16 protein-coding genes are annotated in these 21,422 nt (G+C 40.9%); 12 read left to right on the top strand and 4 right to left on the bottom strand.

The features are described 5' to 3' along the window. Window positions 1–214: 214 nt before the first annotated feature. The 6 genes from AC1HJP_RS10590 (at window position 215) to AC1HJP_RS10565 (ending at window position 6,677) form a co-directional block, all read left to right on the top strand. On the top strand, window positions 215–2,788 hold the full coding sequence (locus tag AC1HJP_RS10590; protein ID WP_480361788.1) for a reprolysin-like metallopeptidase: 2,574 nt from the start codon (window positions 215–217) through the stop codon (window positions 2,786–2,788). 2 nt (window positions 2,789–2,790) lie between these two features. Continuing rightward, on the top strand, window positions 2,791–3,174 hold the full coding sequence (locus AC1HJP_RS10585) for a hypothetical protein (RefSeq protein WP_480361787.1): 384 nt from the start codon (window positions 2,791–2,793) through the stop codon (window positions 3,172–3,174). Window positions 3,175–3,181: 7 nt separating this feature from the next. Then, a complete protein-coding gene (locus tag AC1HJP_RS10580) occupies window positions 3,182–3,907 on the top strand; it encodes a response regulator (protein ID WP_480361786.1) in 726 nt (241 codons plus the stop codon). Continuing rightward, window positions 3,897–5,192: a sensor histidine kinase gene (locus tag AC1HJP_RS10575; RefSeq protein WP_480361785.1), complete on the top strand. Its 1,296-nt coding sequence runs from the start codon at window positions 3,897–3,899 to the stop codon at window positions 5,190–5,192. The genes AC1HJP_RS10580 and AC1HJP_RS10575 overlap by 11 nt, the downstream gene beginning before the upstream one ends. A gap of 67 nt (window positions 5,193–5,259) precedes the next feature. After that, entirely contained in the window at window positions 5,260–5,772 is a 513-nt protein-coding gene (lspA, locus tag AC1HJP_RS10570) for a signal peptidase II (protein WP_480361784.1), read from the top strand. Window positions 5,773–5,924: 152 nt separating this feature from the next. Next, complete coding sequence (locus tag AC1HJP_RS10565; protein WP_480361783.1) at window positions 5,925–6,677, top strand: peptidylprolyl isomerase; 753 nt, start codon at window positions 5,925–5,927, stop codon at window positions 6,675–6,677. A 116-nt stretch (window positions 6,678–6,793) separates the two neighbouring features. Here the strand turns inward: AC1HJP_RS10565 and AC1HJP_RS10560 are convergent, their stop codons facing one another. Beyond that, window positions 6,794–8,047 carry an aromatic amino acid transport family protein gene (locus AC1HJP_RS10560; protein ID WP_480361782.1) on the bottom strand — a complete coding sequence of 418 codons (1,254 nt, stop codon included), beginning with the start codon at window positions 8,045–8,047 and terminating at the stop codon, window positions 6,794–6,796. A gap of 179 nt (window positions 8,048–8,226) precedes the next feature. On the opposite strand from AC1HJP_RS10560, the gene AC1HJP_RS10555 reads away from it, so the two are divergent. Beyond that, the gene (locus AC1HJP_RS10555) at window positions 8,227–8,910 is read left to right on the top strand and encodes a CTP synthase C-terminal region-related (seleno)protein (RefSeq protein WP_480361781.1); all 684 of its coding nucleotides are present in this window, start codon (window positions 8,227–8,229) and stop codon (window positions 8,908–8,910) included. Window positions 8,911–9,004: 94 nt separating this feature from the next. After that, window positions 9,005–9,676, top strand: coding sequence for a hypothetical protein (locus AC1HJP_RS10550; RefSeq protein ID WP_480361780.1), 672 nt, complete (start codon window positions 9,005–9,007; stop codon window positions 9,674–9,676). Between the two features lie 22 nt (window positions 9,677–9,698). Here AC1HJP_RS10550 and AC1HJP_RS10545 read toward each other — a convergent pair whose 3' ends face one another. The 3 genes from AC1HJP_RS10545 to AC1HJP_RS10535 form a co-directional block, all read right to left on the bottom strand. Beyond that, complete coding sequence (locus tag AC1HJP_RS10545) at window positions 9,699–10,607, bottom strand: bile acid:sodium symporter family protein (RefSeq protein WP_480361779.1); 909 nt, start codon at window positions 10,605–10,607, stop codon at window positions 9,699–9,701. 183 nt (window positions 10,608–10,790) lie between these two features. Then, the gene (locus AC1HJP_RS10540) at window positions 10,791–12,953 is read right to left on the bottom strand and encodes a M3 family metallopeptidase (protein WP_421964460.1); all 2,163 of its coding nucleotides are present in this window, start codon (window positions 12,951–12,953) and stop codon (window positions 10,791–10,793) included. 36 nt (window positions 12,954–12,989) lie between these two features. After that, a complete protein-coding gene (locus AC1HJP_RS10535; protein ID WP_480361778.1) occupies window positions 12,990–13,916 on the bottom strand; it encodes an endonuclease/exonuclease/phosphatase family protein in 927 nt (308 codons plus the stop codon). A gap of 168 nt (window positions 13,917–14,084) precedes the next feature. Between AC1HJP_RS10535 and AC1HJP_RS10530 the strand changes: the two genes are divergently transcribed. The 4 genes from AC1HJP_RS10530 to AC1HJP_RS10515 all read left to right on the top strand — a co-directional run bounded on the left by AC1HJP_RS10530 (window position 14,085) and on the right by AC1HJP_RS10515 (window position 21,363). Beyond that, window positions 14,085–14,768 (top strand): amidohydrolase family protein, encoded by a 684-nt coding sequence (locus AC1HJP_RS10530; RefSeq protein ID WP_480361777.1) that lies wholly within the window; start codon window positions 14,085–14,087, stop codon window positions 14,766–14,768. A gap of 14 nt (window positions 14,769–14,782) precedes the next feature. Beyond that, complete coding sequence (locus tag AC1HJP_RS10525; protein ID WP_480361776.1) at window positions 14,783–15,394, top strand: amidohydrolase family protein; 612 nt, start codon at window positions 14,783–14,785, stop codon at window positions 15,392–15,394. Window positions 15,395–15,644: 250 nt separating this feature from the next. Beyond that, the gene (locus tag AC1HJP_RS10520) at window positions 15,645–17,804 is read left to right on the top strand and encodes a S46 family peptidase (RefSeq protein ID WP_480361775.1); all 2,160 of its coding nucleotides are present in this window, start codon (window positions 15,645–15,647) and stop codon (window positions 17,802–17,804) included. Between the two features lie 349 nt (window positions 17,805–18,153). After that, window positions 18,154–21,363: a TonB-dependent receptor gene (locus tag AC1HJP_RS10515; RefSeq protein WP_480361774.1), complete on the top strand. Its 3,210-nt coding sequence runs from the start codon at window positions 18,154–18,156 to the stop codon at window positions 21,361–21,363. Window positions 21,364–21,422: the final 59 nt, after the last annotated feature.

Below are 21,422 nucleotides of genomic sequence, written 5' to 3'. Positions count from 1 at the left end.
AGAAAACGTCTTATTAACATCGTTTAGGCTTTTAGTGCCAAAAAAATGGATAAGCGCTTGCCAAAGTAGAAAAGTGCAAGGAGCTAGCCAAATGCAAAAATTGCAATTGCGCATATTTGTATCAAGCTTGATACAAATGAATCACAAACGGATACCCAAAAGGTGGTTTAATATCGATACAGTGGTTTTGACTCATCAATGGGAAGGCAACACAATGAAAAAAACTTTGTTAGCAGTAGTACTAAGCCAAATAATGTATTTACCCGCTCATGCGAGTGAACTATGGCAGCAAACCACACAAAACCGCAGTTCAGAGCATCAACAGCTTAAACGGTATCACCTTGCAAGTAGTCAATTACAAGAAAAGCTCATGACACCCAGCCAAGAGGTGGACGTTCAGTTGCCATTACCCAGTGGTGATTTTGTCGTATTTAGGCTGAAACCCAATAAAGTCATGTCTGATACTTTGGCTGAAAAGTTTCCTGATATTAAAACTTTTGTGGGTTTTCAAGTTGATAACCCAGCTAACACAGGCCGTTTCGATATTGGTCCGAAAGGCTTCTTTGGTGTTTTTAATCAAGGGCAATCTCGGGTATTTATAGATCCAGAGCAGTCAGGTCATATTTATCGCAGTTACGAAGCTAAAGCATTGCATACATCTAAACTAATTCAGCAAAGCGCTCCGATTAAGCGCCTTCAAAGCAACCAGTTAAAGCGTGAACAAGTACAATCAAGCGAAACTCAGGCAGAAGAAAGCGCCTTACCAAATACACATATTACATATCGCATCGCGTTCACCACTACGGGGGAATACAGCCAATTTCATGGTGGTACAAAAGAAAAAGTGATGGCGGCTATCGTGACCATGGTGAATCGTCTCAATGATGTATATGAGCGAGATCTAGCCATGACTTTTGAGATAGTGGGAGATAATGACAAACTGATTTTTTTAGACCCTGAAACCGACCCATTTGCAAACACCGATGAAGATATCGATATCCTCACAGAGCAAATTAATGGCTTAATTTCACAAGACAGCTACGACATAGGCCACCTAGTAGGAACTGGTGGCGGCGGTCTAGCTGGGTTTGAAGTGGTGTGTACTGAGTACAAAGCCGAAGGTGTAACAGGCAGTGAAGCGCCTACCAACGATGCATTTCATATTGATTATGTCGCCCATGAAATAGGGCATCAGCTAGGTGCAGATCACACCTTTAATGGCTTAGCTGGGGCGTGTGATGGAAATCGAGTAGATCACAGTGCCTATGAACCAGGCAGTGGTTCTACCATTATGGGCTACACAGGCATCTGTGATGAGCAAGATTTACAAGCTAACTCAGACCCTTATTTTCATATTCGTTCATTAGACCAAATGAATAACTACAGTCGTTTAGGTACGGGTAATACGTGTGGTGTTCATAAACAACGTACGAATGCAAAACCTTCAGTTGATGCAGGTAAAAACTATACTATACCGGCTAAAACCGCGTTTAAATTAGTGGGTTCGGCTCAAGATGGCGATGGCGACACGCTCAATTATAGTTGGCAACAGTTTAACTTAGGACCTGCATCAGAAGATAAACAACAAGACAGTGTTGATGATGGTAAGCGACCCCTGTTTAGGACGTTTAATCCAAGTTCAGAGCCAACGCGTGTTGTACCCCAGATGAGTGACCTTCTAAAAGGTGAATTGAGTTACGGTGAAGCGTTTGCAACCACAACGCGTGCGCTAGATTTTCGTTTAGTTGTTCGCGATGGGCAAGGCGGTGTCAGTGACGACACCATGCAAGTTAATGTAGTAGAAGTTGAGCAAGGTTTTTCTGTCACGCTACCTGACCAATCAAGTAATTGGCGTGATAATGAACAAGTGGTTACTTGGCATACAGCGGGTACTGAAAACACGCCGGTCTCTTGTGAAAAAGTGGATATTTTACTTTCGGATGATGCCGGACAAAGCTTTAAAACTACTTTGGCGCAAGGTGTTGCGAACAACGGTCAATTCAATGTTCAGATCGAAAATGTAACCACGACTCAAGCTCGAGTAAAAGTGATGTGTAGCGATAATATCTTCTTTGCGATTAATTCTGGTAATTTTGCCATTGAAGTTGGAGAGGGCCCAATCACAGAAGTTGCCCCACAAATTACGGGTCAAGTCGCGTTGTCAGTGAATGAAGATAGTAGCATTACGATAAAGGCCTCTGATTTAACTTATGCGACAGCAAAGCCTGTTGATAAGCTCACTCTAAAGTCAGGTGAAAATTATACACTGGATGACTTAACTATAACGCCAACTGCTGATTTTAATGGCTCGCTTAAAGTGCCTGTTACCGCATCTAGAGGCGAGCTTATCAGTGAGGAATTTCAGCTAACAATTACGGTTGCAGCGGTTAATGATGTTCCTGTTTCGCAAGATGACACTTTTGAAGTGGACTTTGAAGCCAGCGAAGTGACGTTGGATGTACTTAGTAATGATTCAGATAAAGATTTAGATGCATTGGTCGTTGAAAGTGTTGATTACCAAGGGCAAGGCTCAGCTGAGGTTAAAGAGGGTAAGCTTGTCTATTCAGCACCGAGCGATTTTTCAGGGAAAGACACATTTAATTACACTGCATCAGATGGTAATGGTGGTACAAACACCGCGCAGGTCGAAGTCACAGTTAAAGAGGATCCAACGCCTGTACCGCTGCCAACACCTGAGCCAAGTAATGATGACGGAGATTCAGGTTCGTTCGGTTTGTGGTCGTTGATAGGACTTGCTGCATTATTCTTAAGAAGAGCGAGGAAGTAATAATGATAAAGCTCACCAGTATCGCTTTACTAGCTGGGTGCTTGGTAGGTTGTGCATATACTGCACAACCTTCTCAGGCCAGTGCCCAGCAAACCAGCCAGCGTGAAATGGCAAAACAAATAGAACTGGCTGTACAAAAAAATGATTATAGGTTGTTAGCCTTAGCAAGCAGACGTCTAGTTTTTCCGGGCTTAGAGCAAGAAGACACTGCGAAATTAAAGAAAATGTGTGGAGTGCGCTACGTCGACAACAGCACTGACATTATTAAGAACACAGAAGATAAACAAAAGCGCAGAGATGCTTATGCTTTCGCAAAATCGTTTAACCAAGCTATGCTAAAGCACTGTTTGAATTCAGCTTCTGACTCAAAATACACAGTTGAATGATACATTTATGTTAGATGAAAGGTGTTTCAAAGCTGGGCATACAGACGCGTATTCAATTTTAATAATAGATGATGATATTGAGCTAACAGACTTAGTTAGCCAATTTTTAACTCAAAATGGTTATAAAGTCAGTGTTATTAATGATGGCAGTGATGCTATCAAAGAAATAGCTTCTGAACAGCCAGACTTAATTATTCTTGATTTAATGTTACCAGGCACTGATGGGCTGACCATATGTAAAGCTATTAGGCCAAGCTTTACTGGGCCCATCATTATGCTCACCGCTTTAATCGATGACATAGATGAAGTGACTGGTTTAGAAGTGGGTGCTGACGATTATTTATGTAAACCCATCAAACCTAGGGTGCTTCTGGCACATATTCGAGCCCAGTTGAGAAGGCAATCAAGTCTAATAGAGCAGCAACAAACAACCTTAGTGTCATGTCATGGTGAGTTGCAGATAGATTTACCTAATCGACGTGTTAAACATTCGTCTCGAGATATTGATTTATCGAGTGCGGAATTCGATTTACTGGTCATTTTGGCAAGCTCACCTGGCGAAATTTTCTCTCGAGAAAAGCTGCATAAGCGTATTTTTAAGCTTGATTATGATCCCATGGATAGATCTATAGATCTAAGAGTATCTCGCCTCAGGAAAAAGTTAGGGGATGATCCTAAGCAGCCTAAGCTATTGACTACGGTCAGAAATAAAGGGTACTTACTTGCAACTTAATCTTAAAAAAATCGTTGTTGGCGCTTTTCTTTTGCTTTTATGTAATTTAGTAACGGCACATGTCACCTACCACTATGCTCAACCAGTTTTAGTTGAAAAGGCCATCGATGAATGGGAAGCACATCTTTATGAAGTAGCCAATGATCTTGAAACTATCTTTAATAATACTTCAACTGCACATTGGGAGCGTGAAGCCCTTAAAGCCAGTGAACGTTATGGATCTGACGCTTATATAATATTGGTTGAAAATCTTGCAGCGTATGAGCAAGACTTATTTTCAAGAGCCCTTGTAGAGAATCAAAAGAGTTTTATAGACCTTTCGACATCCAGTGTGTTTTATATTCTTGATGAGCAGCAATTGGTGATGCTCGAAAATGTGTATTTTGATAGCGTAACGAACTGGCTCTCTGATTGGCTTTTATGGCTAGTATCTAGTGTGTTGAATCTCGGCGCATTGGCTTTATTTACTTTTTATTGTTGGTCTGAGCAAAAGCGTTTGGAAAAAAACATTTCAAAGATTAATGAGAAAAGCAGCCCTCGTTCAAGGTCAATTGACGAGCAAATTATTCAAATAAAACATTATTTATCCGATATTAGTTCGCAAAATCAAACTCAATTAAACTTACAAAGAGACCTTCTGCATGGGGTTGCTCATGAATTCCGAAGCCCCATGGCACGTATTCAGTTTGCACTAGACATGCTAGAAGATGCTCAAGAGCAAGATAGACAAGACCTAACCCAATCAATGCAAAAAGCATTGCAGGGGCTAGATGACTTGGTAAAAGAGTTACTTTCTTATGCACGTTTAAAAGATGGCTCAACAGTGCTAAATATAGAGCCTTGTGTACTCACTGACTTGATAAGGCAAGCACAAAAGCAAGTCGATGCTTTTTACCCAAGCATTCAATTTGAGGTAAAAGATAGTCAAATAGAAGCTGAGGTTGATACACATTTATTAACTAGATTATTCATTAATATACTGCGTAATGCTGGCAGGTTTGCTAAAAGTAAGTGTGATATCAGTCTAACTTTAGAGAGCGACTCAATTCACTGTATTGTTGAAGATGATGGTATTGGGATCCCGCCAGGTAAAATAAACCGTATTTTTGAACCATTTACACGCCTTGACCCTAGTCGTTCAAGAGATTCAGGCGGGTGCGGCCTAGGGTTGGCCATAGCGCGATCAGTCGCGCACCTGCATGGCGGTGAATTAACAGTTATTGAAAAGCACCAGGGGTTAGGCGGCGCATGTTTTTGTTTGGTTTTGCCATTCAACCCAAGATGATTGCCATTCATTTAATACTCAGATACTTTGGAATAAATTTTGGTACATATTTATTTCGGTCGTACTTATGTTTACAAAAAACACCCCTAAAACAGTTTTTATTGTGGTGACACTACTTACGTTGATTTTTGATCAACTTTCTAAGCTCTGGGCTGCTACTTCTCTAGAACCTTGGCCAATGGCGAGTTATTTTAATGATGTGTTTCGAATTGGTTATGCTGAGAATCATGGTGCTTTTTTGAGTTTGGGCGGTGCAATGCCTGAGTCAATGAGAAAGGTCGCTTTTATCGGCATAGTCGGGGCTTTTCTGTTGGGTATTATTATTTACGTATTAAGAGATAAGAAACTGACAAACCCGATGGCGGTCGCTTGGGCGCTGATTGTCTCTGGTGGTGCAAGTAATTGGCTAGATAGAGTTCTAAATGATGGTGGTGTGATCGATTTCTTAAATGTGGGCATCGGTAGCTTACGTACAGGGGTTTTTAACATTGCTGATATGTTTATTTTAGCCGGTGCAGGAATGCTATTATTTTATGGTTGGCAAGAAGAGCGCGCAGCGAAGCAGGCTGCTAGCTCTTAGTTTTATCAACTTTTTACAATAACTCACCTTCAATTAATTAGAGCTTTGTGTTTGTAATTGTTATTAATTGTTACGCAAAGCTTGCACTCTCTTTTCATTTTATCTTTTAACCAGTAGTCTTAGCACCCAGTTTTATATTTGAGGCAAAGACATTGATTAAACATCTATTTTCAGCAGCACTGTTAGTTGCTAGCAGCTCAGCAATGGCAACCATTGTAGAGTTCCAAACTTCCCAAGGTAGTTTCCAAGTTAACTTGTTTGATCAAACCACGCCGAAAACAGTTGAAAACTTCATGAAGTATGTCAATGCGGACCGTTATCAAGATGTAATATTTCACCGTTTAGAGCCAAACTTCGTGTTACAAGGTGGCGGCTTCTTTTATGAAGGCAGTATCCCACTGAGCCAAGTAGAGTCATTTGGTAATGTAGATAATGAGCCTGTTTATTCAAATGTGCGCGGCACTATTGCAATGGCTAAACTGGCAGGCGATCCGAATAGCGCATCAAGTCAGTGGTTTTTTAACCTTAAAGATAATAGCGCAAACTTAGATGTGCAAAACGGTGGCTTTACCGTTTTTGGTCAGGTGATTGGTGACGGTATGGATATTGTTGATAAAATTGCGAAATTAGAGCGCTGTGGCTCAATTCCTTTGGTTGATTACTCGCAAGAAAAATGTGCTGACGATCAGGTCAATCCAGACGAGAGCAATTTCATAACAATCAATGCGGTAACGATTATTGATGACAGTGAAAATACAGCAGAAAATTTAGAGCCTAAGAAAAATACGTTGCTGACAACGACTACCCCTGACACGGGTAATAACAATTCAGAGAGTAGTTCAGGTAGCTTATTTAGTATGTTGATGCTGTTAGGTGCAGGCTTATTTGTTAGAAGAAAGCGCTAGTTTTCTTAAAAACAAAGTCCGTTTAAAAAATTAAAGCCCAGTCTAATTAGTCTGGGCTTTTTATATTAACCCTCTAAATTAAGCATGATTGAGGATTGATATTATTTAAGCATTGATCACCAGTTGAATAACAACGCAGATACTGCAAGTAAACCAACCACTAATACAAAGTACGTGCTTAAACGACCTTTGTATTTATTCAGGCTTGGTACTTTGTAGATGGCAATAGTTGGCATGACGAATAAAATCATCGCAATGATAGGGCCTGAAATTGCTTCCATCATTCCCAGAATACTTGGGTTAATTACCGCACAGATCCAAATTGTGACAAACATCACAGCAACGCCAATTTTATCCGCAGTCGCATTACCTAGCTTAGTTTGCTTTGTAACCAGACCATTAAAGCTTTCACGCGCACCTAAGAAGTGACCCAAGAAAGAAGAGGTAATGGCAACGAATGCTACGAAAGGACCAAGTAGGGCAATATATGGGTTGTCATACACGTTAGCTAAGAATGACAGTACAGAGACGTTTGCTTCTTTCGCTTGTGCCATTTGCTCAGGCGTTAAAGAGAAAATACAAGAGAACACAAAAAGCAGTACAAATAAGATCAGCATTAAAGAGGTGTACTTTAGGATCTTTTCACTTTTAGCAACCGCTTCTGATTTGTAGTGACGGCGCTGTACATTCGCAAAGCTGGAAATTGCTGCAGCGTGACTGAATGAGAATACAATCACAGGCACTGATAGCCATAATGTGCTGCTCAGTTCACCGATATCCGGTGCTGAAACCGCTGGTATTTGCCAGTTAGGAATTAGGTAAAGTGATAAGAATAATAAAATTGCCACTAAAGGATAAACCAAAGCAGAGAAAGCGCGCATGAGTAGCTTTTCACCGCCCAGCATTAAACTCACCATAAACGCAACGAGAACGCCTGATAGCGCCACACGAGGGATTGACTCCATGCCTAACTGGTTCACCATAAAGCTATCTACTGTATTCGTTAAACCTACGCCGTAGATAAGCAGAATAGGGTAAATAGAGAAGAAATAGAGTAGAGAGATCAGACGACCTGCACCAGCACCAAAGTGCTCTTCCACCACGTCGGTGAAGTCGGCGTTATCTTGTTTTGATGACAGCACAAAACGGGCAAGACCACGGTGTGCTAAAAATGTCATTGGGAAGGCTAGTAAGGCCATAATTAGTAGCGGCCAAAAACCACCAATACCGATGTTAATTGGCAAAAATAAAATACCCGCACCGACCGCTGTACCGAATAGGCTTAATACCCATTGCGTATCGTGCTGAGTCCAGCCACCCCTACTGGCTGAAGACATATCTAACGTCATGGCTTCTGGGGAGTTACTCATACTTGTTGTCCTAGAAATTAATAAGAATTATTTTTCGCGCGCATGATATAGAAATTGGCGCAAAGATGCATTTATAAAGGCTTAATCGACACTGAACGGTGTAAAGGGAGTTTGACGAATTTGCAGCTTGTTCCTGAATTGGTTAATTTATGTGTTTGTTATTGCTTAAAGGACAGTTAATGAACGCGATATTGAAAATTGCTTTAATCGGAGACTTCGATCCACAAGTCCTTGCCCACCAAGCCATTCCTAAGGCATTGAAGTTAAATACCTCTCAGAAAATTGAATATCACTGGATCCATTCATCAAAGGTCGACTTAAAAGACTTATCTCAGTTCGATGGCATTTGGTGTGTACCGAAAAGCCCATATGACAATATGGAAAACGTTTTGTCTGTGATCCGTTTTGCTCGTGAGCATAAAAAACCATTCTTAGGTACTTGCGCGGGTTACCAACATGCTGCGCTAGAGTTTGCGCGAAATGCGTTAGGGTATGAGCAAGCGGGAAATGCAGAAGTGGATATAGAAACATCCATGCCTTTGATCAGTGCTTTAGTGTGCCGCTTAAATCATGAGCAACATGGCGTTATTTTAAAAGCAAACAGCAAAATACAAGGTGTGTATGATCAAAGAGAAATTACAGAAGAATTTAACTGCGGCTTTGGTGTGAACCCAAAATACCTAAATTTGTTTGCAGAAAGTGATTTGCTATTTAGCAGTGTTGACCACCATGGAGACCCAAAATCGTTAGAGCTGAAATCTCACCCATTCTTTATTGGTACGGCTTTTCAGCCAGAGCGAAGCGCTTTACAGAATAAGCAACACCCAATCATCAAAGCCTTTTTAAATGCTTGCCTAGGTTAATTTTAAAATACTAAAAATATTATTGCTCAATCATCATAATTACCAATCCCAACTGCTATACTGCTTTTTAATCATAAGGTTAAAGAGAAGTAATATGAGATTAGTTTATTTGTTACTGGGTTTACTTTTTACATGTGCGGTCATTGCCGAAGAAGAAAAAAAGCCAGAGCCAGAACCTTTAGATCCTGGATATCATGCTGAGCACCCTATGGTGCTCGTTAATAAAGGCTCAAATATTTATGCTATGAATATGTCTGGTTATCGTATGCCCCATGACTTACAAGTTGTGTATGAAATTAAAAACCCGGATGTTGCTTTTTTAAATCTAGTCAAAGATGCGGAACTGGTTACGATTAAACCGCAAGCATTTAACATCCAACGTTTGCTTCGAGGTGAAGAAATCACGGTCACTGCCGATGTTTATATGGGGCATTTCGATAGGGGGGGGAGCCTTTTTTATGCAAACCGCACCATAGAGTTTACGGAAAAGCTTTATGCAAGAGAGTTTAAAGACTTGCAAGACTCTTCTCAGTGGCAAGATTATGATTACGTGGATATCAAAGGCAATGAACGTTTATATATTCACAAAATTCAAAAAGCCCCAAGCTTTAGCCATCTAATTCATATTGATATGACAGGCGCCTGTTTGCAAAAATTCAGGACATCGAAGCGTGTGCCAAAAGAAAGCGAACTTACTTATAAATTTGTAAATTGCGGAACGTTAAAGCCGCTTTATTACGAAGCTGAAGACTTTCAAGAAAAGTAATGTATAAATTTGAATAAGCGCCTTAATCGGCGCTCTTTTTTTGCCAGTAACCCGCTAAAAGAGAGCCACTGATGTTGTGCCAAATTGAAAATAGCGTACCCGCAATGGCTGCCATTGGGGTAAAAAATTTAATCGCAAGCGCCACCGCCAACCCAGAGTTTTGCATACCCACCTCAAATGCCACTGTGCGACAAACATGCTCGTTAAATCCTAATTTTTTCGATGCCCAATAACCTAATGTTAGCCCGATAAGGTTATGGAGCATAACTGCTGCCACAATCAATAGGCTCAAGTTTTGCAGCTTTTGCTGGTTCAAGGCGACGATAATGCTGATGATAAAAATGATTGCCAACATGGCAATCATTGGCAGTTTGTTGTGTATTTTCTCAATAACATTGGAAAAGGTGTAGTTGAGTGTAATGCCAGCTAAAAGAGGTAATAAGACAATTTTTGCCAAACTACTCAGCATCGAAAGTACAGGAATCTCAACATTCTGACCAATTAATAGGCTTGTTAGAAGCGGTGTCATGATCACCCCAGCTAAAGTACTGACTGCTGTCATGGTGACAGACAAAGCAACATCGCCTTTTGCTAAATAACACAACACATTACTTGCGGTGCCACCGGCAACAGCACCAACAAGCACCATACCAATTAACATTTGAGTGTCTAATACAAAGAGTTGGCTGAGCAAAAAAGCGGTGACAGGCATGACAGTAAATTGCAACATTAGACCAAGCCCCACGGCCTTTTTATTTTCAACGACCCGCTTAAAGTCAGCTGGTTTTAGCGTTAAACCCATCGTTAGCATGATAAACATTAACAGCGGCACAATACTCGATTTAAAACCTGTAAACAGGCTAGGGTTAAAGTAAGCAATAGCAGAGCAAATTATTGCCCAAAGTGGGAAAAGTTGAAGTGATATATTCATCTTAGTTGAATGTGTTTTTTATTTCATACTACCTATTAATATTGGTGATTGATATAGCAAAAGCACACATCAACAAATGTGCTTAATGTATTTGAATATATTGGAAATAATGCTAAAAAAGCAACTAGGTTGAAAGTGACCTTAGCACAATACCTAGTTGCTTTAATTGGTTATGATGTTGAATTAGTTAACGGTCACCGATAAACCACGGCGCTTAAGTAACGCTTCAGTCGTTGGCTCTTGTCCGCGGAATGCTTTATAAGATTCCATAAGGTCACGAGTGTTGCCTACTTCAAGGATATTCTCACGATACTTCTGACCAATCTTACGGTTTAAACCACCTTGAGTTTGCACATACGCATACGCATCAGCCGCTAAAATTTCACTCCACATGTATGCGTAGTAACCTGCAGCATAACCACCCATTGAGTGATTAAAGTACGCCGATTTATAACGAGGCGGGATGTAATCAATGTTTACGTTATGTTTTTCAAGAGCAGCTTGCTCAAACTTAACAATGTCTTGTTTTGGCGCAGAAGCCGGTAATGAGTGCCATTCCATATCTAGGAGTGCAGCTGCAACATATTCAAATGTATCGAAGCCTTGGTTGAAGCTACGAGACTCGATCACTTTTTTAAGTAAATCTTTTGGAATTGGCTCTCCCGTTTTGTAGTGTTTTGCATAGTTTGCAATAACTTCAGGGTACATTGCCCAGTCCTCTTCGAAAGTAGAAGGGAACTCTACAAAGTCACGAGATGTAGAAGTACCTGAAAGAGTAGGGTATTTCACTTGAGACAACATGCCATGAACACCGTGACCCATTTCATGGAAAATAGTGGTCGCTTCTGAGTAGCTGATAAGCGTTGGCTCACCCTCAGGGGCTTTTTGAATGTTCATTACATTCACAATCACAGGGCGCTGATTGTCTAGGCCAGACTGTTTAACAAAAGCACTCTTCCATGCACCACCACGCTTACCTTCTCGGGCAAAATAGTCGGCGTAGAAAATAGCTAGGCTAGAACCGTCTTCGTCTAACAGTTCATAAGCTTCTACGTCTTCATGATATACCGGTAAGTCTGGACGCGGCTTGAAAGTAATGCCGTATAAACGGTTCATAGTGAAGAACACACCATCTTTCAGTACACGATTAAATTCGAAATACTCTTTTACCGCATTTTCATCTAGGTTGTACTTATCTTTACGTACTTGCTCTGCGTAGAAGAACCAGTCCCATGGTGCTAGTTTGAAGTTTTCGCCAGAGGCATCAATTTTAGCCTGAATTGCAGCGGCTTCTGCATCTACATTCTGAAGAAGCGCAGGCACCATGCTTGAAAGCATATCTAACACAGCTTGTGGCTCTTTTGCCATCTGTGATTCAAGGCCAAAGTGCGCATAACTGTCATAGCCTAATAGTGCTGCGCGCTCAGCACGTAATTTTGTGATGGTAGGCACAATATCAGCGTTGCTATTTTCACCTGTTAGGGCACGCTCAGCAGATGCACGCCACACTTTCTCACGAAGGTCACGATTCTCTAAAGAGGCAAGAATTGGTTGACGTGTAGTATTCGTGATCTTAATAAGGTATTTGCCTTCATGGCCCGCTTCTGCCGCAGCAGTTGCAAGTGAAGCGATTTGCGCATCAGACAGACCAGCAAGTTGTGCTTTATCTTCAACAATAACGACATTGTTTTTAATCAGCGCCATAATGTTCTGGCTGAACTGAGTACCAATTGTAGAAAGCTCTTTATTGATTTCACGAATACGCGTTTTTTGGTCTTCGTTTAGTTTCGCACCTGAACGAACAAAGCCTTTATAAAGAACTTCTACTAGACGCTTTTCTTCAGCGGTTAAGTTAAGTGCAGCACGTTGGTTATAAACCGCTTCAACACGTTCGAAAAGCGCTTTATTTAAGTTGATATTGTCGCCATGTGCCGCAAACTTTGGTGCCATTTCTGTTTGAATAGCACGGCGTGCGTCGTTTGAATCAGTTCCGTTTAAATTGAAGAAAATACGACTTGCACGAGTCAGTAGCTCACCGCTTTTTTCCATCGCAACAATGGTATTTTCAAAGCTAGGTGCTTCAGTGTTATTCACAATAGCATCAATCTCAGCAAGTTGCTCTTTCATGCCTTGCTCGAAAGCAGGCACAAAGTGCTCGTCTTTGATTAAATCAAATTGTGGTGTTTGAAATTGCAAAGGGCTTTTCACAAAAAGTGGGTTTGTACTTTCAATTGAAGCAGAAACTTGCTCATTTTGCGCAGTGTTATTTGTTGTTGTATTGCTTGGCTCTGAGCAAGCACTTAATAAAAGTGCTGAACTAATAGCGGTAGCGATCAGTGTTTTCATTGTTTTTCTCTATTTATGTGTTTAAAACTAAGATGGTTAAAAGGAAAAGCGTGCACTTAAGGCACAATGGTCACTTAACATGTCGTCAATATTCATATCGTCGAAGTAATGAAACTTTAAAGACTCATAGTTGTATTTAGTGCTCAATGCACTTGAGACAAAAATATGGTCAATTGGTGCTGGGTATTTCGGATGACAACCGGTTTTGCCGTCAGTGAGGTTTTGTAATTGCTTATTAGGTAAGCTGGTGTCACCAAATAAACCCGGTGAGTGAAATAGATCTTTTCTGAAGCGATTGTCAGGGTTCGCTAGTCTATGATTGAAGTCACCTAGCACAATCCAATTTTCTTGATTTAGTAGCTGAGATTCTAAGTAGTCATCAAGAACCTTTACCTGTTTAGCAAGAACAGCACAAGACTCTCTATCAGAGTCTAGATAATCATCTACAAAGCAACCGCTTTTAAGGTGAAGATTGACGATGTGGAACTTTTCATCTGCATGTTGAACAGTTAACTTTATCCCCTGCCTTAAACCTGGTCTAGGTACTGCAATGGCTTTTAGTTGTTCAACACTGTCTATTTTCAGTGAATTTCTTACCGCAAAAGCAGTTTTTTGCTGTGTCGATGTCAGGCTACTTTCTCTACAGGTATAAGTTTGAGAATCAGGGCGGTCTGAGATGATTACTTGCCACTCTTCTTCAGGAAAGATACGGGCAACCGCTTTAGCTGATTCAACTTCTTGTAATGCTACAACGTCTGCTTTTAAGTTACTTGCATAGTCCTTTAGTTTTTCATAATCAGCTTGATTGCGTGCTTTACACCCTTGTCCATTTTTTTCAGCCAAATGCTCAATATTCCATGTAGCAACCGCCAGTGATTCTTCTGGATTAGTAACGGTACTGCATGCGCTGAGTGCGAGAGTGGCGCAACAAGCAATAAGTGAGTGTTTGAAAAATTTATTCATCAACGTGCTTCAGAAAAACTTGAATTTAATGGTATGTTATAAAGTAACATAAATTGATGCAATCTTTATTGCGTTAAATGGCAGAGGTGCACGATAAGTGGTAAGACCAAGTTAATTTATCGTTCGCTTTCTGTTTGGTATGACACTCCGTTAAAAGGTATTGGCTTTATGGCATTAATTATTAAGCAAGCAACTGTAGTGAATAATGGTGAAATGCAAGTTTGTGATGTGAAAGTTGAAGGTGAGCTAATCACAAAAGTTGCTGCCAATATTGCAGTCTCAGATACAGATTCCATTATTGATGCAGAAGGAATGTGGTTATTACCCGGTATGATTGATGACCAAGTACATTTTCGAGAGCCAGGCTTGACGCATAAAGGCAGAATTGCGAGTGAGTCGGCCGCTGCAGTGGCTGGTGGAATAACCAGCTTTATGGAAATGCCTAATGTGTCTCCTTCAACGACTACACGGCAAGCTTTGGAAGATAAAATGGCCATAGCAGAAAGAGACTCTGTCGCGAATTATTCGTTTTATTTAGGCGCTACACCTGACAACATTGATGAAATCAAAGCGGTCGATGTTAATAGAGTATGTGGTGTTAAAGTATTCATGGGCGCATCGACAGGTGATTTGCTTGTTGATCATCCAGATGCGCTTGAGAGAATTTTTAAAGAGTGCCCAATTTTAATTGCGACTCACTGCGAGCAAGGAGAGGTGATAAAACAAAATCAAGCTCGAGTATTGGCTGAGTGTGGTGTGTCAAACATTGAGCACCACCCTGCTATCAATCCTCGTCATATGCTGTTTCTCTGGCGAAAAAATACAATTCTGACCTACATGTTTTACATTTGACCACGGCCAAAGAAATGGCTTTGTTTGAGCCCGGCCCAATCGAGAACAAAAAGATCACCGCAGAAGCCTGTGTGCATCATCTTTGGTTTAACCAAGATGATTATGCAGCGCTCGGAAATCAAATAAAATGCAACCCTGCGGTTAAATCTGAGCAAGATAGACTAGCACTTTTAGCTGCATTACAAGAAGATAGAATAGACATTATTGCGACCGATCATGCGCCGCATACATGGGAAGAAAAGTCAGTCCCTTATGAACAAGCACCAGCAGGTTTACCGCTTGTAGAACATGCACTTTTAAGCTTATTAGAGCAAGTTAAACGCGGCACTATGTTATTGACTCAGGTAGTAGAAAAAACAGCACACAATGTGGCAAAACGTTTTGCGATTGAAAAGCGTGGTTTTATTCAAGAAGGCTATTTTGCAGATCTCGTTTTGGTTGACCCGAATGCCTCTACGTATGTGACTCATGAGTCAGTTCGTTACATGTGTAAATGGACGCCTTTTAATGGCACAACCTTCTCACATAAAATCGTTGCGACCTTTGTAAATGGACAAAAGGTCTATGATGGCGAGAGCGTAAACTTGAACGCTAATGCTGCTCGAGCACTGCATTTCAGTCGCTAAACGATAGAGTTAGTAATGATAAAAAGGTGTTTCTGTTCAGACACAGAAGAATCTGTGTAATTACTTAAAACTTTGTTTTTCTGTAACGAATTGAAACAATTTAATTACCAGAGCGTACCGCAAACAATTGCTATTTTAGGTGCGCACATTAAAGTACCCGATTCTTTCCCTTTGGGGATAAGTGAAAACACTAACAAGCAGCTGAATCTAATAAAATAGAAATTCAGCAATTATAATATTGAGGGAAAACATGCGTATTAAAGCATTAACTGCCGCTATTGTGCTTACTGCAAGCAATTTTGCGATTGCAGACGAGGGTATGTGGCAACCACATCAATTACCAGAATTAGAGTCTGTATTAAAACAAAAAGGGTTAGAAATTGACGTTCAATCGATCTCTAAACTAACAGAATTCCCAATGAATGCCGTGATCAGCTTAGGTGGGTGTACTGCGTCATTTGTGTCACCAAAAGGCCTAGTGGTTACAAACCACCACTGTGCTTATGGTTCAATTCAGTACAACTCAACAACTGATAACAATATTCTAGAAAATGGCTTCTTAGCTAAAACACCATCAGAAGATTTACCTGCAGCACCGGGCTCTCGCGTTTATGTGACCGAAGAAGTGACAGATGTGACAGCACAAGTAAACCAAGGTACAGATGGTCTATCGGGTAAAGCACGTTACGAAGCAATTGATAAAAACCGAAAAGCCCTCGTAGCTGAGTGTGAAGCTAACGGTAGCTACCGTTGTAACGTCTATACCTTCCACGGTGGTCTTGAGTATTACCTAATTAAATCTCTTGAAATCAAAGATGTACGTTTAGCTTACACGCCAGCGATGGGGGTTGGTAAATACGGTGGTGATATCGATAACTGGATGTGGCCACGTCATACAGGTGACTTTGCTTTCTACCGTGCTTATGTAGGTAAAGACGGTAAACCAGCAGAGTATTCAAAAGACAATGTACCATTTGCATCTGACTCATTCTTAAGCGTGAGCGCTAAGGGTGTACAAGAAGGCGACTTTGTAATGGTAACCGGTTACCCGGGCCGTACTAACCGTTACCGTATTGCGACTGAAGTGGATTACGTGTTCAATACAGCTTACCCATTAGCACGAAAGCACAATTCTAAGTATGTTGAACTGATTGAAGAAAATGCCCCTGAAGGCTCTCAAGCGCGCATCGCTTACAAGAGTACCATTGCAGGTTACAACAACTACATCAAGAACTATGGTTCTATGATTGAGAGCTTCAAAAAAGGCTCAATGTATACGCGTAAGCAACAGTTCGAACAAGACTTAGCGGCTTGGATCAACTCAGACAGCGAGCGTAAAGCAAAATATGGTTCAGTGTTAACTGATTTGAATAAATTAGTTGCTGAATCTCAAGCACATAATCAACGTGATCGCATGTTAGGTTATGTACACCGTTCACAAATGATTTCTACGGCGCGTATGCTTTACCGTCTTGCAGTTGAGAAGCAAAAGCCAGATGCAGAGCGTGAGCGCGGCTATCAAGAGCGTGACTTACCTCGAATTCAAGCGCGTCTTAAGAGCATGAGCCGCCGTTATGACGAGACGGTAGACAAGGCGATTTTACTTCACTTCTTAGAGCTTTATGCAGCACTGCCACAGTCTGAGCGTTTAGTTGAAGTTGATAAGGCATTTAATCTAACTAATGGCTTTAATAAAGCGAAACAAAAAGCATTGTTAGATGACATGTATGCAAATTCTAAACTGGCTGATGAAAAAGCCCGTTTATGGATGGCAGATCTAGAGTTCTCGCAAATTAACGCAAGTGCAGATCCGTTTATTCAATATGCTAAAGCTATTTTCACTGTGATGAAGCAAATTGAAGATCAAGACAAAGAGATTGCAGGTAAACAACAAGCAGCTCGTCCAGCGCTAATGGAAGCTATCATTGCTTACAACAAGTCTTTAAATAAGCCGGTTTATGCTGATGCAAACAGCACGTTACGTGTTACTTACGGTACCGTTGGGGGTTACTCACCTCAAGATGGTCTAGTGGCGACACCATTTACTTCTCTTGAAGGCTTATTAGCTAAAAACACCGGTGTTGAGCCGTTTAATTCGCCAGAGAAACAAAATGAATTAATTAAGCAAAAACTTTACGGTGCATACACTGGTGGCATGAACACAGTACCTGTTAACTTCTTATCAAATGTAGATACAACGGGTGGTAACTCAGGCTCACCAACACTGAACGGTAAAGCTGAGCTAGTTGGCTTATTATTCGACGGTGTGTACGAAAGTATCATAGGTGACTGGGATTATGACGCCAACCTAAACCGTTCTATTCACGTAGACTCACGTTATATGCTTTGGGTAATGGACAAAGTAGATAATGCGCAAAACTTACTGAAAGAAATGAACATTGTTAAGTAACAGTTAGTTCTTATTTTATTCAGAAAAGCGCTGATTTTTATCAGCGCTTTTTTATTATATAACAATAATTTACCTTTAATCCTGTCTACTCGCCTCAAATTTTATAGCTATCAAACTGATTAATTTTTAACAAAAATTACTTTACATTAATTGTACCTATGTTAAAAAGTAACGGTTGCTTTTTGTTTTTAGGTTAAAAAGTAACATCAATAACTGAGCGGGCAAATATCATTACATAAGACAATGTAATCTTTGCCTTAAATTCAAGGGGTACGTTATACCAATCGTTAATTTGGTATGAGTAGTTGTATTACTTGCTCACTGGTTTATGAAAAAAGAGATTATAAAAATGTCAAAACTAGTCATCGATACAGGAAACAATCAAAATAAACGAACAAGGTTAAGCCTTGCCGTTACTTATGCGTTAATGGGATTAAGCCCACTTTTTGTTGCTGCGAATGCGTCGGCTGAAAATGACAGCGCTGCTAAAAAGGATGAGAAAATCGAAGTCATTGAAGTCAGTGGTATTCGTGGCAGTATTAACAGTGCACAAAACATTAAGCGCTTTGCTGATACCGTTAAAGATGTGATCACCGCATCTGATATTGGCGCATTACCTGATAAATCGGTGACAGAGGCATTGCAGCGTGTTCCTGGTGTAACCATTGAACGTTTTGCATCTTCAGACGATCCGAAGCACTATGCTGACGAAGGAACGGGCGTTTTAGTTCGTGGTTTAGATAGAGTTCGTTCAGAAGTAAACGGCCGTGATGCATTCAGTGCTAATCCTAATGGCGGGTTAAGCTATGAAGATTTTCCTGCTGAGTTATTAGGTGCCGTTGAAGTTGTTAAAAACCAAACTGCAGATCTGATTTCTGGCGGTATATCGGGCACTGTAAACTTGCTTACTCGCAAGCCATTCGATTCTGAAGAGCAGTTAATTTCAGTCAATGCTAAAGCCAATTATGGTGATTTTAGAGGTGAAGTAACCCCTTCTTTTTCAGCACTATTTTCTGATACTTGGGACACTAATTCGGGCAAATTTGGTTTCTTGATTGCCGCATCTCAATCTGAATATCAAACTCGTGGTGATGGCGTTGGTCTAGGTAATTTCCATTCGCGTGGTGATTCATTTGTACCAACCTTAGATCAGTGGGGTGGGATCACCGGCGTTGATCCATCATCACCGGTTGACGGTCCAGCACTACCAGGTCAACCCGCAGGCAGTGTTTGGCATGTGCCTGTGGCTATTCACATGAGTACCGCAGATAACGACCGTAAACGACAAGGTTTAACGTCGTCATTACAGTGGGCAAATGATGATGAAACCATAGTGGCAACTATTGAACACATTCGCTCAAAAGCGTCACTAGAATGGAATGAGCGTCAAATTGGTCAGGCAGCACAAGGCTTTAAGGGGTTTATGGGCTCATCACAAAATTGGCAAGATGATGCAGCTAATGGCTACCCTCTAACAACCAGCAATAACTTTGTAACATCAGGCATTGCACTTGGTGTTAGTCCTGAAACGCCATTTTTCTATCGCAGTCGCTGGAACTACAACGAAAATACAGTAAACGACACATCATTTAAGCTGACATTGAAACCGATTGATAGACTGACAATCGACTTTGATTATCAAATGATTGATTCAGAAAAGCATCGTCAAGACTACAGCATGTCAGGTCAGACACGAGGCAACCATGTACATGTGGTTTCTCCTTACTTCTTAGATATGCGTGGCAGCAGACCAACTGTTGAGTTTTTGAGCGACAACATCATGACTGCAGGCTGGTCACCAAATGAAGATTGGAATGGTCCTGTGCCAAACCTATTTTTAGGCAGTGGTATGGAGCAGGTTGAACACAATACTGCCGAAGCTGATAGCTACAAGATTGATTTTAAATATGAATTAGACGGTAACTTTACGAGTATCAGTGCTGGTGCATACATGTCTGATAAAGATTTAACTGTTCGTGACACCGCTTATGAAGGGTGGTCTGCAATTGGTACCCCTTGGAATCAAGATGACCGTAATGCGGCTGCAGCAATTAATCGTCCAGAATTGTTTGAGCGTGTTGACTTTGCAGACTATTACAACGGTCAGGTATTAGTGGGTAACGTAAATAACTTCTTATTTCCGAAAATGGATTTAGTGAGAGATTATGCGAACTCTTTACGTCAGGGCTGTAAAGACGGTTGGCACAATGCGACTAATAGCGCTGCAAACAATGGTGTTTGTACAGGCACATATGTACCTTATGAAGACAAAGCAGACCGTGTTGAAGGACCATTTGCTGCACATAATATCAGTGCAAGTAATGAAAAACGCACTGAGTTTTACGTAAGAGGTGACTTTGACTTTGAACTAAATGATATCCCAGTTGTGGGTAATGTGGGTCTTCGTTACGTCAACTATCAACTGCAATCAACTGGTGCAGTCGTACGCCCAGCTACGATTAAACGTGGTGATGAAGGTACATCGTTAAACACGGTGATGCAGCAAGCAGAGTATAAGCGTTATTATGACCTCGCTAATGGTGAGTCACAGTTAAGTACCGTTGATGGCACGGATTACAGCACTATTTTACCAAGCCTTAATTTAAGCTTTGGTGTCACTGAAGATGTGGTTGTGCGTTTTGGTGCATCAAAAGCATTGTATTACCCAAGCTTAGTAGATGCTCGAAACATCAGTATCATTAACCTTGATTACACACGCAGACTACAAACTCCAGGTGCCGATTACGATGAAGCTAATAACCCGGTTGTGGCTATTGATGACATAGAAGTGACGGCATTATCAGGTAACCCAAACATCGAACCTGAAGAAGCGGTCAACTTAGACTTAACCACTGAGTGGTATTTTGCCGACGCAGGTTATATCACATTTGGTTTATTCCATAAGAAACTCGATAACATTATTCGCAAACGTGCATTTGACATGGATGTCACTTTTAATGGTGAAGAATATGATATTTCTGCATACGGCCCTGCTAATACTGGTTCGGGTACTATTCAAGGTGCAGAATTCTCTTACTCTCAGTTTTATGACATGTTACCAGGCGCTTGGAGCGGCTTAGGTTTACAGTTTAACTTTACCTATATTGATCAAGATGGCTTAGAAGATCCGAATGAGGTTTCAGCGGGAACATTGGCGTTTAACGAAAATGGCGACCCGATCACAGATAATCGTAACACTTTTAGAGTCTTTAGTGGTTTACCGTTGCAGGGCTACTCAGATACAAACTTGAATATTGTCGGTATGTACGAATTTGATAAGATTTCTATGCGCGTTGCTTATACATGGCGTTCAGAATACTTATTGACTCTGCGTGAATCAGAAGAGTACGTTCCGGCGTATGCCGAAGCAACTGGTATGATGGATGCGAGTATCTACTACACCATTAACGACAATTGGAAAGTGGGCTTTGAAGCAAGTAACTTGCTTGATACAGAGACCAAGACCCAATATCAAATGGATCAGGCTGGCACCAGAACTCAAGCACTTAACTTTACAACCGATAGACGCTATGCACTAAGTGTTCGCGCGACTTTCTAAGTCATTCAGCTACCAGCTCTGTTTCTAGCAGAGCTGGTATTTTTATCGCTAAAAGTTTA

It is taken from the genome of Pseudoalteromonas sp. NFXS53 (assembly GCF_056629255.1).
The sequence above is the reverse complement of the archived record's forward strand: the minus strand, read 5'-3'. Positions and strand labels throughout refer to the sequence as shown.